Consider the following 14,248-nt stretch of genomic DNA (forward strand, 5'->3'; position numbering starts at 1 on the left):
TTCTGAGGGCCACTGAAGTGACGACGTTCTCGCTTGTTGGAACTGCTCTCGCTCATCGAATTCTCCAAAGCTTCGCGTTATACTAACGCTCACCTAGGATAATTCCAATTCCGACTGAGGCAAGACATTAGCATCCCGGCAATTTTAGAGGTTTGCCGCTTTCGATGCTAGCAGTGCTCCCGAGCAGGCTGATGATTCTCGCCTTCTCTGGCCGATGAATATCGAAGGAATCTGTCTCTCGGCAGCGTTCTCGATTGAATTGGTGGTTGACCCCCCACCTTTGTGCAATATACCCGAATACTTGCAATCGCCGAGGTATGAAATGCCTGTCGCTCGACGATGGACCGTCGCTCTCGCATCCATATTCATTGGAATCGGCTCGCTGTCTGCCACCGCTCAAGATGTGGCATCTCCACAGGTTGAGTACAAAGATATCGACGGTGTCCGCTATCAGGTCACTCGGCAAGTCGTTAAGGAGACGGTCCCCATCACGGTGATGCAGGATCGCCAGCAGACCTTCTACGCACCGCAAACTACTACCGAGAATATCAGTCATCAGCAGATGTATTCGGTGCCTGTAACTCAGAATCAGGTAGTCCCTGTTCTGGTTGGAAGGTGGAACCCGTTTGTGACACCCTATTGGGCCTACGAGGTCGAGCAGGTCACCACTTGGCAGAATCAGGTAGCCAACGTCCAGATCCCTGTGAATCGGGTTACCTGGGCCCCGCAAACCAAGACCGTGCAAGTGCCCGTGACTGAATATCGCACGGCGGAGCGCGAGATCATCACCCGCGTGGCGGTGAGCAACAATTCCACGAACAATAGCAATCAAGCACTGGCAACTGCCCAGCCTTTGAGTAGCGCCCAACCCCAGTCCGCCAACCCAGTTCAGTCTCCGTATCGCAGCGCAACAATTGCAGCGAGACCAAGTGACTCAGGCGGGACAACCATCGGGGGAACCGTCATGCCGAGCGATCCACCTCGCCAGGCAACCGGCAACTGGCAGACTCCGCCCGTCAATTCGCGGTATCGCTAAGAAGGTTTAGAGTTTAGGGTTGAGGGTTTAGTGTCAAACTAATCTGACTCTCAACACTCAACGCTCATCCCTCAACGTGTCGTTGTTCGGCGGCGGGAGCGGCGGCCGGCGGGGGTGCTGCCCCATTCTTTGGTGAGAGCCTCGAAGACCTCGGGGGTTTCATAGCGGACGATTCCCTTCGTCTCGGGCATGGGGCCTATGAGACCCCGAAAAACCGGCATACCCCGCAAACTCAAATCGGTGCTGCAATCATCGATGCCGATCTGGGTGTGCATCTTCAGGATGGCTTCTTCGTGCTGGTAGTCGCGGGTCCGCAACTCGCCGTTCGTGCCACGGGTGACGATTCGGATCGTTTTCTCAGCCGCCATAGGGGTTCTCACTGCAACTACGGGAGGAAGGTCAGGATACAGCAAGTATCGGCGCGACCTGCTAGCAGCTGCGGTATTTCGTCCTCAGCATGCATACACGGCATAGGGTGAAGAACCCGCAGAATAGGAAGGAAAGAAAGAATTGGGAGGAATGTGGGAATCCCCATTGCACGGTTCTTCAAATCCATTCCTTAAATTCCCCGATTCCTCCCATTTCTTCGATGCATTGCCCACGAGGCCCATGCGGATTAAATTAGGAGGGTCCTGCCGCCTCGGTGAAAGGACATCCGGAGGGTAAGCGAATTGGCCAGCGGTCTGACTCGAAATCAGATGCCCAGCAATGGGTTGTGGGTTCGAATCCCATGCCCTCCGCTTGATAATTGGTTCGCAGAAAGTGTTCTGTCGATACCCCCTCCCACCGCAGTCCTTAGAGGGCCAATTCCACTGCTGTTCGTTCACTGATTGCTACACTAGGAAATGTGAAATGTCTCAACATTTGAATCTACCTTGCCGAGCTCGAAAATCTCCTGCGATCGCTTCTGGCTGCTTTGTAATGATGGCGGTGCTGGGGGGATGTAGTGGGGGAGTTGCCTCGCGGGTTACCGCTCCCGGGTATAGTCCGCAACAGGCGGCCAGCAAGGCGATTGAAGTTTACGATACTGACAAGGACGGCTTTGTGGCAGGAAGCGAACTGGATAATGCACCGGGTTTGAAGGCTGCCCTCAAGAACTTGGAAACTGACGGCGATGGCAAGGTCTCTGAATCAGAAGTGGCAGAGCGCGTACAAGCCTGGGAAAATCAGGGGGTAGGAATAATGCAGTTCAGTTGCGATGTTGTCCTGGATGGCCGCGGGCTGGAAGGGGCGACGGTCACGTTCGAACCAGATGTCTTTCTGGAAGGAGTGGTCGAAGCGGGATCGGCGACTACCGATGGTTTCGGTTCAGCCAGCCCGCGAATCCCCAAAGAAAATCGGCGTTCTCCTACCGATCCCCCCGGCATGCAATTGGGCATTTATAAGGTACGGATTTCAAAAATAGTTGGTGGCAAAGAAATCATTCCCCCCCAATACAATTCCGAGACTACCCTGGGCCAAGAGGTGGCGAAGGACGACCGCTCGATCATGAACAAGAAGATGGTCTTTTACCTTAAAAGCAGGTGATGTAAGACTTCTTAGATATGTGGGGATAGAGGGTGTATATCCCGTTTGTCTTGCCGACATTCTCACGAGTTCCAGGCGGCTTTATAAAAATCACATTGGCACCGCGACACCATGAAAGCAACTACACAGCGAATTCAAGCCCGTTGCTATTCCGACGCTTCGTCGAACCTCTCTGGTGCATCTTTACGCAACTAGATGGCGCTGATTAGTTCGCACCGATGACCTGGCCATCGAGTCGATTGGCACTGTAGGAATGTACGAACGGATTAACATCGTAGCTTATCGCGCGGACAGAGCCATCGCAGTAATTCATGTTAAACGCCCCAGGATGGGAACTGCCGAAAATGGCTTGCCCTGAAAATCCGGGGGTATCCGGACGAGGTTGGAAATCCTCTTGCGCGTCAGGAGAATCTAGTACAGCATTCCAGGCTTTTCGCTGATTATCCCATTCGTATCCACAGTAAGCTGCTTGATTGGTAGCTAACGATGAACTCGAGGCATACTCATCTGGATCCATAAATTTTTCACCAACAAAATAAGTATTGGAAACCCCGTCCGAAATTTGTTGAACTTTAATCTCGCTAGCAGGACCTACAACACCGCTCTGGCAATACTGACGAGAGCCACCTCTCGTAGCGGGTCCATCGCAGTCATCTATAGGCCGAGAATAAAATACGGTTGATACTGCGGCATCTGCCGCCGAATAATCGTTACCCGAAGGAGCAGGCGTAGAAGCAAACCAAGAGTCTCCATCCCAAAACTTAGAGTCCCCAGAACTGGCAGCGTAATCAAGACGAAAAGCTCCTTGAGTTTCCACGAGGGGGCGAACCCAGCTCCCAAGATTTTTCACAGGGGCGTTCCAGATGGTCAGCGGAAGACGAGGGGCACTTCGCGAAGGGCAAATAAAAGTATCGACTGGAGACTGAATCAACTGGGTCATGGCTGCCTGGTGCGCAGGGGTGCCAATAACCGTTCCACTCCCAAGATTGCTCAAATTCTGCTGTTCAATAAATGCCAACAAGCTGTACGCCCAGCCGCCCGGCTGTTTCTCACCGTAGCCCCGATTGGGATCGGGTCCCCAGTCATACGTCCAACCTCCGGACGGATAAAACCCATGCGTGCTCTCATGATTCAGTGCTCCCAAGCCAATCTGCTTGAGATTGTTCTGACACTGCGAACGTCGGGCTGCCTCTCGAGCCGCCTGAACCGCAGGCAGTAAGAGGGCCACCAAGACGCCGATGATGGCGATCACCACCAGGAGCTCAACCAAAGTAAAGCCTGCTAGGGACGCAAAGCGAGCGGAACTATTTTTTCTAGTCTGTTTCATCTGAAAAACCTGCTTGCCCAATGTAACTGCGCAGGGAATCTCCCTGCGTCCGGTTCAGCCTACAAGTCCATTTTACCTCGGCACGCCATTCCGGCAACAACACGAAGCGCATCTATTGCTCGCAATTGCGCAAATTTGTGGGCCGCACCGATCGATCTCACGTCGGGCGGATCGAGCAGAACGAGTTCCGGCACGGGTACTCAGTCGAGAGCAAAGAGTCTAGAGACATTCTTCAGGCTCTTGACTCTTGACTATCAGCTGTCTGCTAATCTGCCGGAACTCGTGAAACTCATCTCGGCCGACAAGATACCCAAAAAAAAGGCCCAGGCAGGAGTCGAGACTCTTGCCTGGGCCGTTGTTGTTGGTTCGCAAGAACAGAACTAACTGCGCTTACGTCCTGAGGCGACCAAGCCGATCAGACTCAGGCCCAAGAGAGCAAACGAAGCGGGTTCGGGGACACCTACAGTTACGTTATCAATCACCGTGCCGTTGTTGCCGTTCGAGGAATTGAACGGATCAGCTGCTCCCAACAGGATGTTGCCTGCCGTGTAAAAGCCGCCGCTGTTGTCGTACGAATCGATTAGAGCGCCGTTCAAGAACGAATTGATCGTTGTACCATCCGAGGCGACACGAATCTTCACCCACGAACCGCGAGGATTGGAGCCAGCAGGGCCGAGGGCGCCACCTACCCCAGTCTGAAAACCGGGGATCGTGCCTGCAGGGAAAGCGGCATAGTCTCCCAACCCGATATAACCTGTGGAAGAGCCGCTACCTTCTTCGAAGACGGCCAAATCTCTAGTTGCGCCCCCTTCACCGGAATAGGTCAAAGCATATGGCCCACCGACAGAGCCAAATTCGTACGGGGATACGGGGCTTGAGTTATCGAGGAAAAGGCCAGCCATGCCGAATTCGGTGGATCCGCCACCACCGTCGTTGTATACGAACATGTCGGCTTCAACAAAAAACTTGCCGGAGAAACTCTTGCCATTGGGAAAGATCGAGTAGGATTCGCCTTCGGCACCAGGCTGATCAGTCTTGTTGACCTGAATAAAGGCGCCGATCGTGTCGCTTCCGCCGCTAGGATTGGCAATTCCAATCGAGCTGTAGTCGAATGCGAAATCAACGCTGCCATCAGGCGGGGCAGATCCACCGCTCTCCTGCTGGCTGACTACTGACCAACGCGTGGAGGCGTTGCCATCGTTGAAGTTTTCGGAGAATAGGGCAGCGTGGACTGGCAGTGACCAGGCAACAAATGCCGCGAGTGTGGTAGCTTCGAGTAGTCTCTTCATTAGACAGATCCTTTTTCAAAATAACTAAGAGGTTAATCAAGGAGTGAATACAAACAAAATCAAGTAACGATGCACATTTTGCTCATCTTGTTCAGCGACGCTTCCGCCCGGCAGCCACCAAACCAACTACACTTAATCCCAACAAAGCCAACGAGGCGGGTTCGGGGATCTCCATTACAACGACATTATCGAAGATACCGAATTGCAGGTCAGGGCGAGACGCGACCGAAGAAAAGAAGTCCGCATAAAAGAGCGAAATATTGCCATCGGTGTTTACTCCCGCAGAACCATCGCTCGTGTCGGTCTTATCGTAGCTGACGATCTCCAACCGACTGCTATCAGGCTTTTCGATGAAGATGCTGACAATGTTGCCGTTGACATTGAACTCCCAAGTGATCCACTGGAAGCCTGGAGACCCTGCGACACTCGTGCCAGCCGCTTGACCCTGAGCTGCTGGCGGAGGAACGGCTGGCAAGAAATCGGCGTAATAGGAATCTGATCCATTGCGAGAGCCGCCCGTCATATCAGCAGCTGGGATAAAGAACTGTGGAGGGGACTTGAAGGCACGCCAATCGTTGCTCGAGCCTCCTTCGCCGGTTGCGATAGCTTGGGCACCACTTGCTACGTCTGCTGTGACATCGTCGTAGCCAATTCCGCCACCCATAAATTCTGTGCTGGAACCGCTACCGATCTCAAAGTTTTGCCAGGCATCGAACCGCAGCTGATAACTTCCCGTGAAGTTTTTCCCAATGGGGTAAGTCGTCAAGAATTCAGAGGCACCTGGAGCACCGATATTTGCTTGTGCCTTAAAGCCGCGGGTCGCTGCGTCGCCGACTTCGCTATTAGGTGCCTCGGGGATGCCGTCTGCGCTGTAGTCGTAGTCGGCCGTAACAGCCGTGTCGACCGAAGAAACGTTGAGATTCCAGGTCGCGCCATTATTCATTTGATCACGATAGAGCACAGTTGCTGCAGATAGCTGCGTACAACTGAGGATGAAGGCACTTCCGGCAAGAAGTGAAAGAATTCGCTGTGGTCGGTTCATTAGTACAACTCCCCTATTAAAAATCTCAGAGTCAAAAAACTACGGTAGGGCCAAAATAGCGCAGCCGTGAAGCCCGCACACTCCCTCTATCCTAACAAGCGATTCTAAAAATAGCGAAACAATTCTTGCGCAAAATACTCTTCAAATTGCGCAAATTGCCTCTCTTTTGTGTATTTGATATGACGGAAATAACTCAAAAAAATCAATTTTACCCCTCCCCGAGGACTTTCACGGCCACGGCGCCGACTACGACCAGGGCAATGCCTGTCCAGCGGAGATAGCTGGCAGAGGTTTGGGGGCTGTCCTTGATGGATTCGAGCTCTTGTTGCATCTCGGCCAACTTGGCTTTCTTCTCTCGATACTCAGCTTGCACTTCGGCGGGATCACCACCCTTGTAAGAACGTGGGTTCTCTTCGGCCGCGACGGCCTGGAACATCAGCTTATGAACCTCGTCAGAGAGCGATGAAAGAGCCGCTGCCTTTTCCGGACCCCACTGATTCGTGGCAGGGAATATCAACCCCCAAATAAGACTCAGCGCAACGCAAATGACTCCCAAGCCAAATGTTCCAAGTGAAATGGCTGCTTTCATCCTTAAGTCTTATTCCTGTTCAGTGGAAATTCCGTCGTTGATGCAGACCAACAAACCAAGGATCAGCGGATCAATCTCATCCCGCAGGAATCGCACGCTCCCATCCACATTAGCCGCATTCACACCTCCCAGATGTAAACTACGGGCGGCAGCAGTATGAGAGTTTGTTGGATTGCAAGGCATGCCTTGCAGCTGTGAATCCTGTTGTGTGAAACTTCCTGAGGTACAATCACGAAGATCGTCTTGATAGTTGGTTGCATTGGGTGGCAACGCACCATCAACCAAGCTGGGATTGGGAATGTAAGGAGTATTGCTTTGGCCGACTTGATCTCCAACGTTGCCCGTGCCGACGCCTGTGCCGTGCATATCCAGCCCCAAAACACTCGCTCCAGGCCAAGCCAAGGCCCACGCCCCACGCTGGTCAAGCGGGTCTTCACGTGTTCGGACCTCAGCTAACATCACGGTATTAGTAGTGCCGTCTGTAATTCGGGAAAGTGGCTGGGGTTCATGAATTAAAGCCCCTTGCCAAACTCCGCTGCTTGTGATGTGCTCCGGACAAGTATATGCAGCGTAGTTACCCTTGCCCAAAGTTTTTCCTGTTGTGTAGGTAGGGGATTGATAAAATCGACCTGAAGCACCGTCGGTGGGACACAGCAGAACAGATGGCTGCTGCGCTTCAGGAGCTAGATTAACATTTTGGTTTAGCACCGATTTCGACAAGTCAAATTGGTCGTAAAGAGATTGCAATTCCAGGTAAGGTAAGACTTTCACGACGTAACTCAATTGATCGCCCGAATACATTAGTCGAGCGGCAGATATGTTTCCCCCGCGTCCCCCAGGAGGATTTTGCATTTGACTTGAAGGGGGTAAGTTCTTGTAAGACGACTCGTAATTAAGTACGGCCAGACCCAAGTTATGCAATTGGCTTTGACATTGAATCCGCCGAGCCGCCTCGCGGGCTGCCTGAATGGCGGGCAACAAGAGAGCAACCAAGACGCCGATGATCGCGATTACGACCAACAACTCTACTAGGGTAAAGCCATTGGAATGATTGCCAGCAGGCAAGCCCTTCCTAGATAGGCGGCGATTCATACACGAGTTCCTTTTCAATATCACGGGGGACCAAGCTTCTCGCTTCCGCCTCTTTCAACACTGCATTGTAGTAGCTGAGGTTCTCCTTAAAAAGTGCTCTCTCGCGCACGACAATCGCGCTTCTGCGTAGAACAGCCAAATCTTCGTTGGCCGGACCGAGCAACGCGAGTTCCGGCACAAGAGTCAAAAGTTCGACTAGATTCAAGAGACAGAGTGATGGCTCTTGTCTTGAATCTCTCGACTTTCGATTCTGCCGGAAATCGGTCCGGCCTACGGGAACCACGCCCCACCACCATCTTCAACGTCGCCGACACAAACCACACCCAGCCATACCCAATAGCAACAGCAAGCTACCAGGCTCAGGTACAGCAGTCGCTGCGGCGGTCAGTGGAGCATAGGCTCCTTGCCACTCGGCCAAATCCGCTGCAGACACCGAAACTCCGGGAACACCATTTGGCGAGTTACCACGCTGCCAGGACAGAAAGTCGTTACCGTCGACGTCATTGTCGCCGTCAAAGTCACCTGCCAGGCCTGTGGAAATCAAAAACCCATTGGCAACTAAGTAAGCCATCTGGTCGGGCACGTCGTTCGCGTCAGCAACTTCGAATTCCAGGTTGTCATAGATGACAAAGTTACCCCCATCGGGATCCAACGCGATCGAAGAAAAAAGATCCCAAAAGCCCAGGACTGCGGTTCCTGCAGAACTATACTGGCTGAAGATATTATCATCGCCGTTCAGGCCGTCCATATCCGGGGTAATTTGTAACACGGGGACGTCATTGATGGAGTAAGTGAACTGCCCATCTACCCAATAGAGTTCGTGCGTTGCCCACTGGTTGTAAGGAACACCTCCGGGAAGTACCGAGTTAGGAAGCAAGAAGGCAGGGGGACTTACGCCTGTTCCCGAGAGGTGAAGCGGATCATTATGCGTGGGGAAGGCTTCTTGATAAACGCGACGATCTACGCCCGATCCATCCGATAGAAACCCAGCCGGGTTCGTGGGATCGGGAGCATAAAAGTTGGGGGAACCCGGGTAACGATGAAGATTGTCGTTCAGTTCAGGCGTCACGGGGTCAAACTCAAACCCTTGGGTTTCCCAATAATCATTGAGCTTGCGACCGATCAACCCGGAATTTGCACCTGCAGGCTGTGAGTACGACTGACCATCCACCTGACCGACGTCCCGGTCCCGGTAAACAGCCCCTCCGTAAAGCGCTCTGTAGTCGTCACCATTGAGACCAGTACCACCGTTTCCAGCGTCGGCAGTGATCGCCAAGGCAAGGCCTTGCCCCGGAAGGCTCCCAGTAGCTCCCGGTGCATTCAAATTGACAATCTGAACGGTCGTATTGCTCTGGTTGATGCCTACTACAGACCAATTCGTGCTGCCTCTCTGGCTAATATTGCCGAAGCCATCATCTACTCCAGTCCCGGTGCTATGGAATACATCCACACGCATCACGTAGTTGGGGTTTGCCGTCCCTGTGCCGACGCTCACGCCCGTAGGCGAAATAGAGGCAAAGGCAGCTGATCCAGCGATAGTTGAGTCGTTGTTCGCCGACAGGAATGCCCCCGTAGTGGTGCCTCCTCCGCGAGGTGACGGGGGAATCGTAGCGACCGTGTAATTTGGCTGACCAAAAGGGGCAAATAAATCGAGTGTACTGTAATCGACATTAAACCGAATGTCGGCGGTATTGGCCGAACTGGTCGTGTAAGAGCCAGCTAAGAAGTCGCTGTCGGAAAAGATGATTTGGCCACTGGCCAGGCCAGGGAAGCTGAGCACAACCAACATCAAGCATCGAAGAAGTCTGGGGCTAAGTAACATGATCTTTTTCCTCAGTAGTCGTGGAGCATCAGCAAAAATAGGTCGATTTAAGTTTCGACTTGTTTGGGAATTGTAGCGGCGCTGACCGAACTCCTCATTAGTAAAAAGTAATGTCTGCACGGAATAGACCGGGGTTCTCCGACCTATCAAGCATTTAAAAACCCCTTCCCCGGTAGGCCGAGGAAGGGGTATTCAATTCGACTCTAAATCGATCGCTAACTTCTACGGCGTCCGCACAAGCTGCAACCGGCCATGCCCAACAGCAACAACATGCTTGCGGGTTCAGGAACAGCAGTCGCTGCGGCGGTCAGAGGAGCATACGCACCTTGCCAAGCAGCTAGATCCCCTGCGTCCAAAGGACCTGTAGGGGAGTTGCCACGTTGCCAGACGAGGAAATCATTGCCATCGACATCGCCGTCGCCGTCGAAGTCACCAGCGACGCCACTGGAAAGCAACAAACCATTGGCAGCCAGATAAGCATTCATATCAGGCACATCCCCCGCAGAGGCGACTTCAAACTCCAGGTTGTCATAGATGACGAAGTTACCTCCATCCGGATCCAAAGCGATTGACCCACCAAAGCGGTCCCAGAAAGCCAGCACACCCGTACCAGCGGAACTAAAGGCATCGAAAACATTGGTGCCCTGCTGTGGAGTAATTTGCAGAACCGGCGTCGAATTGCCCTGGTAGTTAATGACATACGTGAAAGTGCCGTCTACCCAGTAAAGTTCGTGCGTAGCCCACTTATTGTAAGGCACACCCGGGGTCTGCGTGTCATTACCACGCAGGAACGCCGGTGGCTGTGCCCCTGTGTAAGTCGAACCAGGCGTAAGATGAAATGGATCACTATGGGTGGTCATTTTCTCAGCTAATATTTCCCGATCAGCACCCGATCCATCGTCCAAGAAACCCGCAGTGTTAGTGGGATCAGGACTGAAGAAGAGCGAATCGCCTGTGAAGACGTTCAAATTGTTCGCTGGATTCGCATCCGAATCGACCAATTCAAAACCTAATCCCTGGGCGAGCCAGTAGTTGTTCAGATGGTTTCCAATCAAACCTGTGTTCATCCCAGCCTGATCGCCCGTGTAAAACTGACTCGGAGTGACTGTCCCCGGTCGGTCGCGATAGTTAGCACCACCGTAATTTGGCATATAATCTTCGGCTGCTCCGGTGTCGGCTGTGATAGCCAATCCGAGTCCCTGACCGGAAAGATTGCCACTACCTGGTGCGTTCAAAGAACCAACCTGCACGGTGGTGTTCGCCTGATTAATACCCAGCAAAGAATAATTCGTCGTACCTCGGACGGTCACATTGCCAGAGCCATCATCAATACCTTCGCCCGTGCTATGGAAGACGTCGACCCGCATCACATAGTTGGGATTGGCCGTGCCTGTGCCGACGTTCACGCCAATAGGCGAGATGGAAGCGAATGACAGTTCGCTGGAAACAAGCGAATTGTTATTGGCTGACAAAAATGCACCAGTCGTGGTCCCCCCGCCGCGAGGCGAAGGTGGAATCGCAGCAAACAAGAAATCGGAACCACCCACTGGGGCAAAGATATCGATATTGCTGTAGTCCACTCCGAACCGGATATCAGCGATACCCGCGGAACTGGTCGTGTAAGAGCTCGACATAAAGTCGCTGTCTGAAAAAATAATCTGTCCCTCTACAGCACAAGGCAGCATAAAGGCTGCGCTAGCAAAAATACTTAAAATCTTCGGTCGTAAAAACATATTACTGACTCCCCTTTCAATGTTGTGAAAATCTCGATCCCAGAATTTCATTGCGATAAACGATAAAATCGCTGACTGTGGAGCAAGAACTCTGCTGTCTAAATCAAAAAACGCTACCCCCGCAATCATAATTGCTTCTTTGTTGTTCGACCCTCATCGGAAATGCTTACAGGCCTGATTACCTCCTGTCCTGTTCTAGCGTCATCACTGAAGTTACCCGACCAGCGGTGCACTAGAGAAAAGCCCCGAATTCACGAGCGCACCGTAGCCACAAAAAAACTCAACTAATCCGCCCGTAACTCCTCATACTAATCCCAAAAAGTAGAATAATCAAGAAATTCGTTGACTACAAAACCCATTACAACCTAGTTTTTTCCGAGAAATAATCACGTTTGCGCATCAACAACACAAGTTTGCGCAATTCACGGTGTTCAATCCCTACACAGTTCTGTGCCATGAAAGGTCAAAATTGACTCATGTCGACGATCTGACCGTCTTCCCGATCACCCAGATAATCAAACACGAATGGATCGACGTCATAAGTAATGACATGGACTGAGCCATCGGCGAACACGGCATTGATCCCTCCAGGGTGTGCGGAACCAAAGTCAACGACATCAGCTTCTGGGCCGTAAAGGGTATCGTCCGTCGTACCACTCAAGCTGTCTTGTCTTGGAGGCCAGCAGGTAGAGCGCATCGTGTCGGGGTCCCAACCGTCACTCCAGCCGCGATCATCCGAGGAGCTATCCCCCTCGTACAGATCCGGACGAACGAATTTTTCGCTGACCATCAGAGTGTTGCTTGTGCCATCAGAGATTTGGGCTGAACTGATAGTTTGGGTGACATTCCTGGCGGGTACATACTGGATTCCCCCCCTAGACCCCGCCGATCCTTGCAATCGGTAGGGAGTGCGAACAATAACTCCTTGATAGATCTCGTCATCAGGAACTTGAAGAATATAAGTACTGCCTGGGCCTCCAAAGAATCTTTCCCGCCGCAAATTGCGGCTATCAACGGGTCCTCCGCGAGTACCACTTGTTATCGGGGAATTCTTGGTCGTTTGAGTGTAATCTGAATAACCACAAGGAATGGCTCCTCCATAGTCAGAAAGCGTGACAGCCAGCAAGGGGGATACAACAGTATTTCTTGTGACCGGGGAGCGACGCGAAGGACAGAAGTATTGGGGAACCACTGCTGAGTTGAGTTGAGCAGAAGTTGTGATATTCGCAAGATTTGCTTGTTCCAGGAAAGGGAGGATTTGATAGCCCCAACCAAGGCCTTGTTTCTTTGGGCCCAACGGGGTCCCCCCTACCACGTAGTCCTCAATTTTCGGAACGATAACAGTTCCCCCAGTTGGAAAGACTTTCTTAGTATCCGAAAAATTGAGAATTGCTAAGCCAATCTGTTTGAGTTGATTGGTACATTGAGTTCGTCGGGCAGCTTCGCGGGCGGCCTGGACCGCTGGCAATAAGAGCGCCACTAGCACGCCAATGATTGCAATCACGACCAAAAGCTCAACCAGGGTAAAACCGGTTGCTATTTTTGGTGAACGTCTTTTCATAGAAGTCCTCATGAACATAATTGGTATCTCTAGCTAGCGATGGGAAAGAGTTGATCCAACTCTTGCTTATCCACCAAACGAACAAACCCGCGTGCGTTGACAACGCGGTACTTGTTCTCCTCGGGAAGTTTCTCGAATGCGACCCATGGTAGTCCACCATCTTCGGGAGTCTTCACTTCGCTCCCAAAAAGTACGGTCAATTCAGTTCCATCGCCAGATTTGCTCAGGAAATCTTCAGCCGATGGAGCCAAGTTGTCCCAATTAGCGGAATCACTCTTTAAGTACTCAAGGAATACTTTTTGATTTGCGGGCGCTTTCCCAGCTGACTGCGACATGAACTGACCGTATAGCAAGCCTAGTACCTTCAGATGAACGTCTTCCGTCTGCGAGGAAGACGAAGAACCACTGCCACATCCGATTGTCGAAAAAATGATGGAAACAAAAGCCAGACGAACTGCAATCATTCCGGCAGGAAAAGTTGGCATTGAACGCAGCATCAGGCATTGGTCCTATTCATTCGAGAAACCTCAGTGCCGCCCACGTTGCACAACCCTCACTATGACACACGGGCGGATTTCCGAAAAGAGATTTCGCAGAAAAGCGACCTAAATTTCGCGTTTTTGCGCTCCAGATGCAGGTTGAGTGCGCTAAAGCGAGAGCTCGTGCCGTGCTACCACAACGGCCCCCTGCAGCTATAGACCAGCGATCTTCAACTGGCTGAAGCGATCGCGATAGCGGATCCTATCCCAGAAGTTCGCCGGGCGTAGTTTGGGATCGTCGGCGTCGATGAGATGGCTTTTGCCACTCCGCGTTTTTAAGAGCAACTTGCCGTCTTCGCGTACGTCGGCCACGACCCAACACTTTTCGACGAAGTAATAATAGTCGTCACCATGTTCGGAAGCCTGGACATGTTGAGCACGGCGGCTGGGCTGTGTGTTGCACTTCATGCGTCGGAAGACGACGCAGTCCCCTTTATGGAAAATCGCCTTGTTAGACTTTTGGAGAATCATAGTTCTCCTCTCTTTCGCCAGACCTGGATGATTGATAGTTCCGGCAAATGCTAGGGCGACCGTCCGAAAACGCCTATGAGCCTCTCAGCAATCTCTGGCGCTCGATGGCATATCGCTTGCCAGATTGCAAATCCATTAATCCGCAAACTTCGCTGTCGCCAGCATCCACCCTTACCATCTTACGCCAACTCAATAATAGTCGGCAATACTCATCGGGCTG

13 protein-coding genes and 1 tRNA gene are annotated in these 14,248 nt (G+C 52.1%); 3 read left to right on the forward strand and 11 right to left on the reverse strand.

From position 1 onward, the window contains the following. The first annotated feature begins 322 nt into the window (after positions 1 to 322). The gene (locus Pla144_RS19190; protein ID WP_146452336.1) at positions 323 to 1,036 is read left to right on the forward strand and encodes a hypothetical protein; all 714 of its coding nucleotides are present in this window, start codon (positions 323 to 325) and stop codon (positions 1,034 to 1,036) included. Positions 1,037 to 1,107: 71 nt separating this feature from the next. On the opposite strand, the gene Pla144_RS19195 is transcribed toward Pla144_RS19190, so the two are convergent. Beyond that, on the reverse strand, positions 1,108 to 1,404 hold the full coding sequence (locus Pla144_RS19195; RefSeq protein WP_146452337.1) for a hypothetical protein: 297 nt from the start codon (positions 1,402 to 1,404) through the stop codon (positions 1,108 to 1,110). Positions 1,405 to 1,693: 289 nt separating this feature from the next. On the opposite strand from Pla144_RS19195, the gene Pla144_RS19200 reads away from it, so the two are divergent. Together Pla144_RS19200 and Pla144_RS19205 are read left to right on the forward strand one after the other, a co-directional pair. Beyond that, positions 1,694 to 1,776, forward strand: a tRNA-Ser gene (locus tag Pla144_RS19200). 112 nt (positions 1,777 to 1,888) lie between these two features. Next, positions 1,889 to 2,563, forward strand: a complete 675-nt coding sequence (locus tag Pla144_RS19205) for a hypothetical protein (protein ID WP_146452338.1) — start codon at positions 1,889 to 1,891, stop codon at positions 2,561 to 2,563. A gap of 205 nt (positions 2,564 to 2,768) precedes the next feature. On the opposite strand, the gene Pla144_RS19210 is transcribed toward Pla144_RS19205, so the two are convergent. From Pla144_RS19210 to Pla144_RS19255, 10 genes are all read right to left on the reverse strand, one after another. Next, positions 2,769 to 3,890 carry a DUF1559 domain-containing protein gene (locus Pla144_RS19210; RefSeq protein WP_146452339.1) on the reverse strand — a complete coding sequence of 374 codons (1,122 nt, stop codon included), beginning with the start codon at positions 3,888 to 3,890 and terminating at the stop codon, positions 2,769 to 2,771. Positions 3,891 to 4,270: 380 nt separating this feature from the next. Continuing rightward, positions 4,271 to 5,179, reverse strand: a complete 909-nt coding sequence (locus tag Pla144_RS24745; protein WP_197530829.1) for a PEP-CTERM sorting domain-containing protein — start codon at positions 5,177 to 5,179, stop codon at positions 4,271 to 4,273. 91 nt (positions 5,180 to 5,270) lie between these two features. After that, the gene (locus tag Pla144_RS19220; protein WP_146452340.1) at positions 5,271 to 6,221 is read right to left on the reverse strand and encodes a PEP-CTERM sorting domain-containing protein; all 951 of its coding nucleotides are present in this window, start codon (positions 6,219 to 6,221) and stop codon (positions 5,271 to 5,273) included. A 208-nt stretch (positions 6,222 to 6,429) separates the two neighbouring features. Further along, a complete protein-coding gene (locus Pla144_RS19225) occupies positions 6,430 to 6,810 on the reverse strand; it encodes a hypothetical protein (RefSeq protein ID WP_146452341.1) in 381 nt (126 codons plus the stop codon). A 9-nt stretch (positions 6,811 to 6,819) separates the two neighbouring features. Continuing rightward, positions 6,820 to 7,902, reverse strand: coding sequence for a DUF1559 domain-containing protein (locus tag Pla144_RS19230; RefSeq protein WP_146452342.1), 1,083 nt, complete (start codon positions 7,900 to 7,902; stop codon positions 6,820 to 6,822). 298 nt (positions 7,903 to 8,200) lie between these two features. Next, on the reverse strand, positions 8,201 to 9,724 hold the full coding sequence (locus tag Pla144_RS19235; protein WP_146452343.1) for a PEP-CTERM sorting domain-containing protein: 1,524 nt from the start codon (positions 9,722 to 9,724) through the stop codon (positions 8,201 to 8,203). A 215-nt stretch (positions 9,725 to 9,939) separates the two neighbouring features. Further along, positions 9,940 to 11,358, reverse strand: a complete 1,419-nt coding sequence (locus Pla144_RS19240) for a PEP-CTERM sorting domain-containing protein (protein WP_197530830.1) — start codon at positions 11,356 to 11,358, stop codon at positions 9,940 to 9,942. 562 nt (positions 11,359 to 11,920) lie between these two features. Further along, the gene (locus Pla144_RS19245; protein WP_197530831.1) at positions 11,921 to 13,018 is read right to left on the reverse strand and encodes a DUF1559 domain-containing protein; all 1,098 of its coding nucleotides are present in this window, start codon (positions 13,016 to 13,018) and stop codon (positions 11,921 to 11,923) included. A gap of 29 nt (positions 13,019 to 13,047) precedes the next feature. Next, the gene (locus Pla144_RS19250) at positions 13,048 to 13,515 is read right to left on the reverse strand and encodes a hypothetical protein (protein WP_146452346.1); all 468 of its coding nucleotides are present in this window, start codon (positions 13,513 to 13,515) and stop codon (positions 13,048 to 13,050) included. 195 nt (positions 13,516 to 13,710) lie between these two features. Beyond that, positions 13,711 to 14,028 carry a hypothetical protein gene (locus tag Pla144_RS19255; RefSeq protein WP_146452347.1) on the reverse strand — a complete coding sequence of 106 codons (318 nt, stop codon included), beginning with the start codon at positions 14,026 to 14,028 and terminating at the stop codon, positions 13,711 to 13,713. Between the last annotated feature and the right edge of the window lie 220 nt (positions 14,029 to 14,248).

Origin of the sequence: Bythopirellula polymerisocia (genome assembly GCF_007860015.1) — a bacterium.
Classification (GTDB): Bacteria; Planctomycetota; Planctomycetia; order Pirellulales; family Lacipirellulaceae; genus Bythopirellula; species Bythopirellula polymerisocia.

Coding starts and splice junctions, on each gene's coding strand:
- Pla144_RS19250 (WP_146452346.1), bottom strand. CDS start 13,515: ATGCTGCGTTCAATGCCAACTTTTCCTGCCGGAATGATTGCAGTTCGT.
- Pla144_RS19205 (WP_146452338.1), top strand. CDS start 1,889: ATGTCTCAACATTTGAATCTACCTTGCCGAGCTCGAAAATCTCCTGCG.
- Pla144_RS19190 (WP_146452336.1), top strand. CDS start 323: ATGCCTGTCGCTCGACGATGGACCGTCGCTCTCGCATCCATATTCATT.
- Pla144_RS24745 (WP_197530829.1), bottom strand. CDS start 5,179: ATGAAGAGACTACTCGAAGCTACCACACTCGCGGCATTTGTTGCCTGG.
- Pla144_RS19255 (WP_146452347.1), bottom strand. CDS start 14,028: ATGATTCTCCAAAAGTCTAACAAGGCGATTTTCCATAAAGGGGACTGC.
- Pla144_RS19195 (WP_146452337.1), bottom strand. CDS start 1,404: ATGGCGGCTGAGAAAACGATCCGAATCGTCACCCGTGGCACGAACGGC.
- Pla144_RS19230 (WP_146452342.1), bottom strand. CDS start 7,902: ATGAATCGCCGCCTATCTAGGAAGGGCTTGCCTGCTGGCAATCATTCC.
- Pla144_RS19225 (WP_146452341.1), bottom strand. CDS start 6,810: ATGAAAGCAGCCATTTCACTTGGAACATTTGGCTTGGGAGTCATTTGC.
- Pla144_RS19235 (WP_146452343.1), bottom strand. CDS start 9,724: ATGTTACTTAGCCCCAGACTTCTTCGATGCTTGATGTTGGTTGTGCTC.
- Pla144_RS19220 (WP_146452340.1), bottom strand. CDS start 6,221: ATGAACCGACCACAGCGAATTCTTTCACTTCTTGCCGGAAGTGCCTTC.
- Pla144_RS19245 (WP_197530831.1), bottom strand. CDS start 13,018: ATGAAAAGACGTTCACCAAAAATAGCAACCGGTTTTACCCTGGTTGAG.
- Pla144_RS19240 (WP_197530830.1), bottom strand. CDS start 11,358: ATGTCGAGCTCTTACACGACCAGTTCCGCGGGTATCGCTGATATCCGG.
- Pla144_RS19210 (WP_146452339.1), bottom strand. CDS start 3,890: ATGAAACAGACTAGAAAAAATAGTTCCGCTCGCTTTGCGTCCCTAGCA.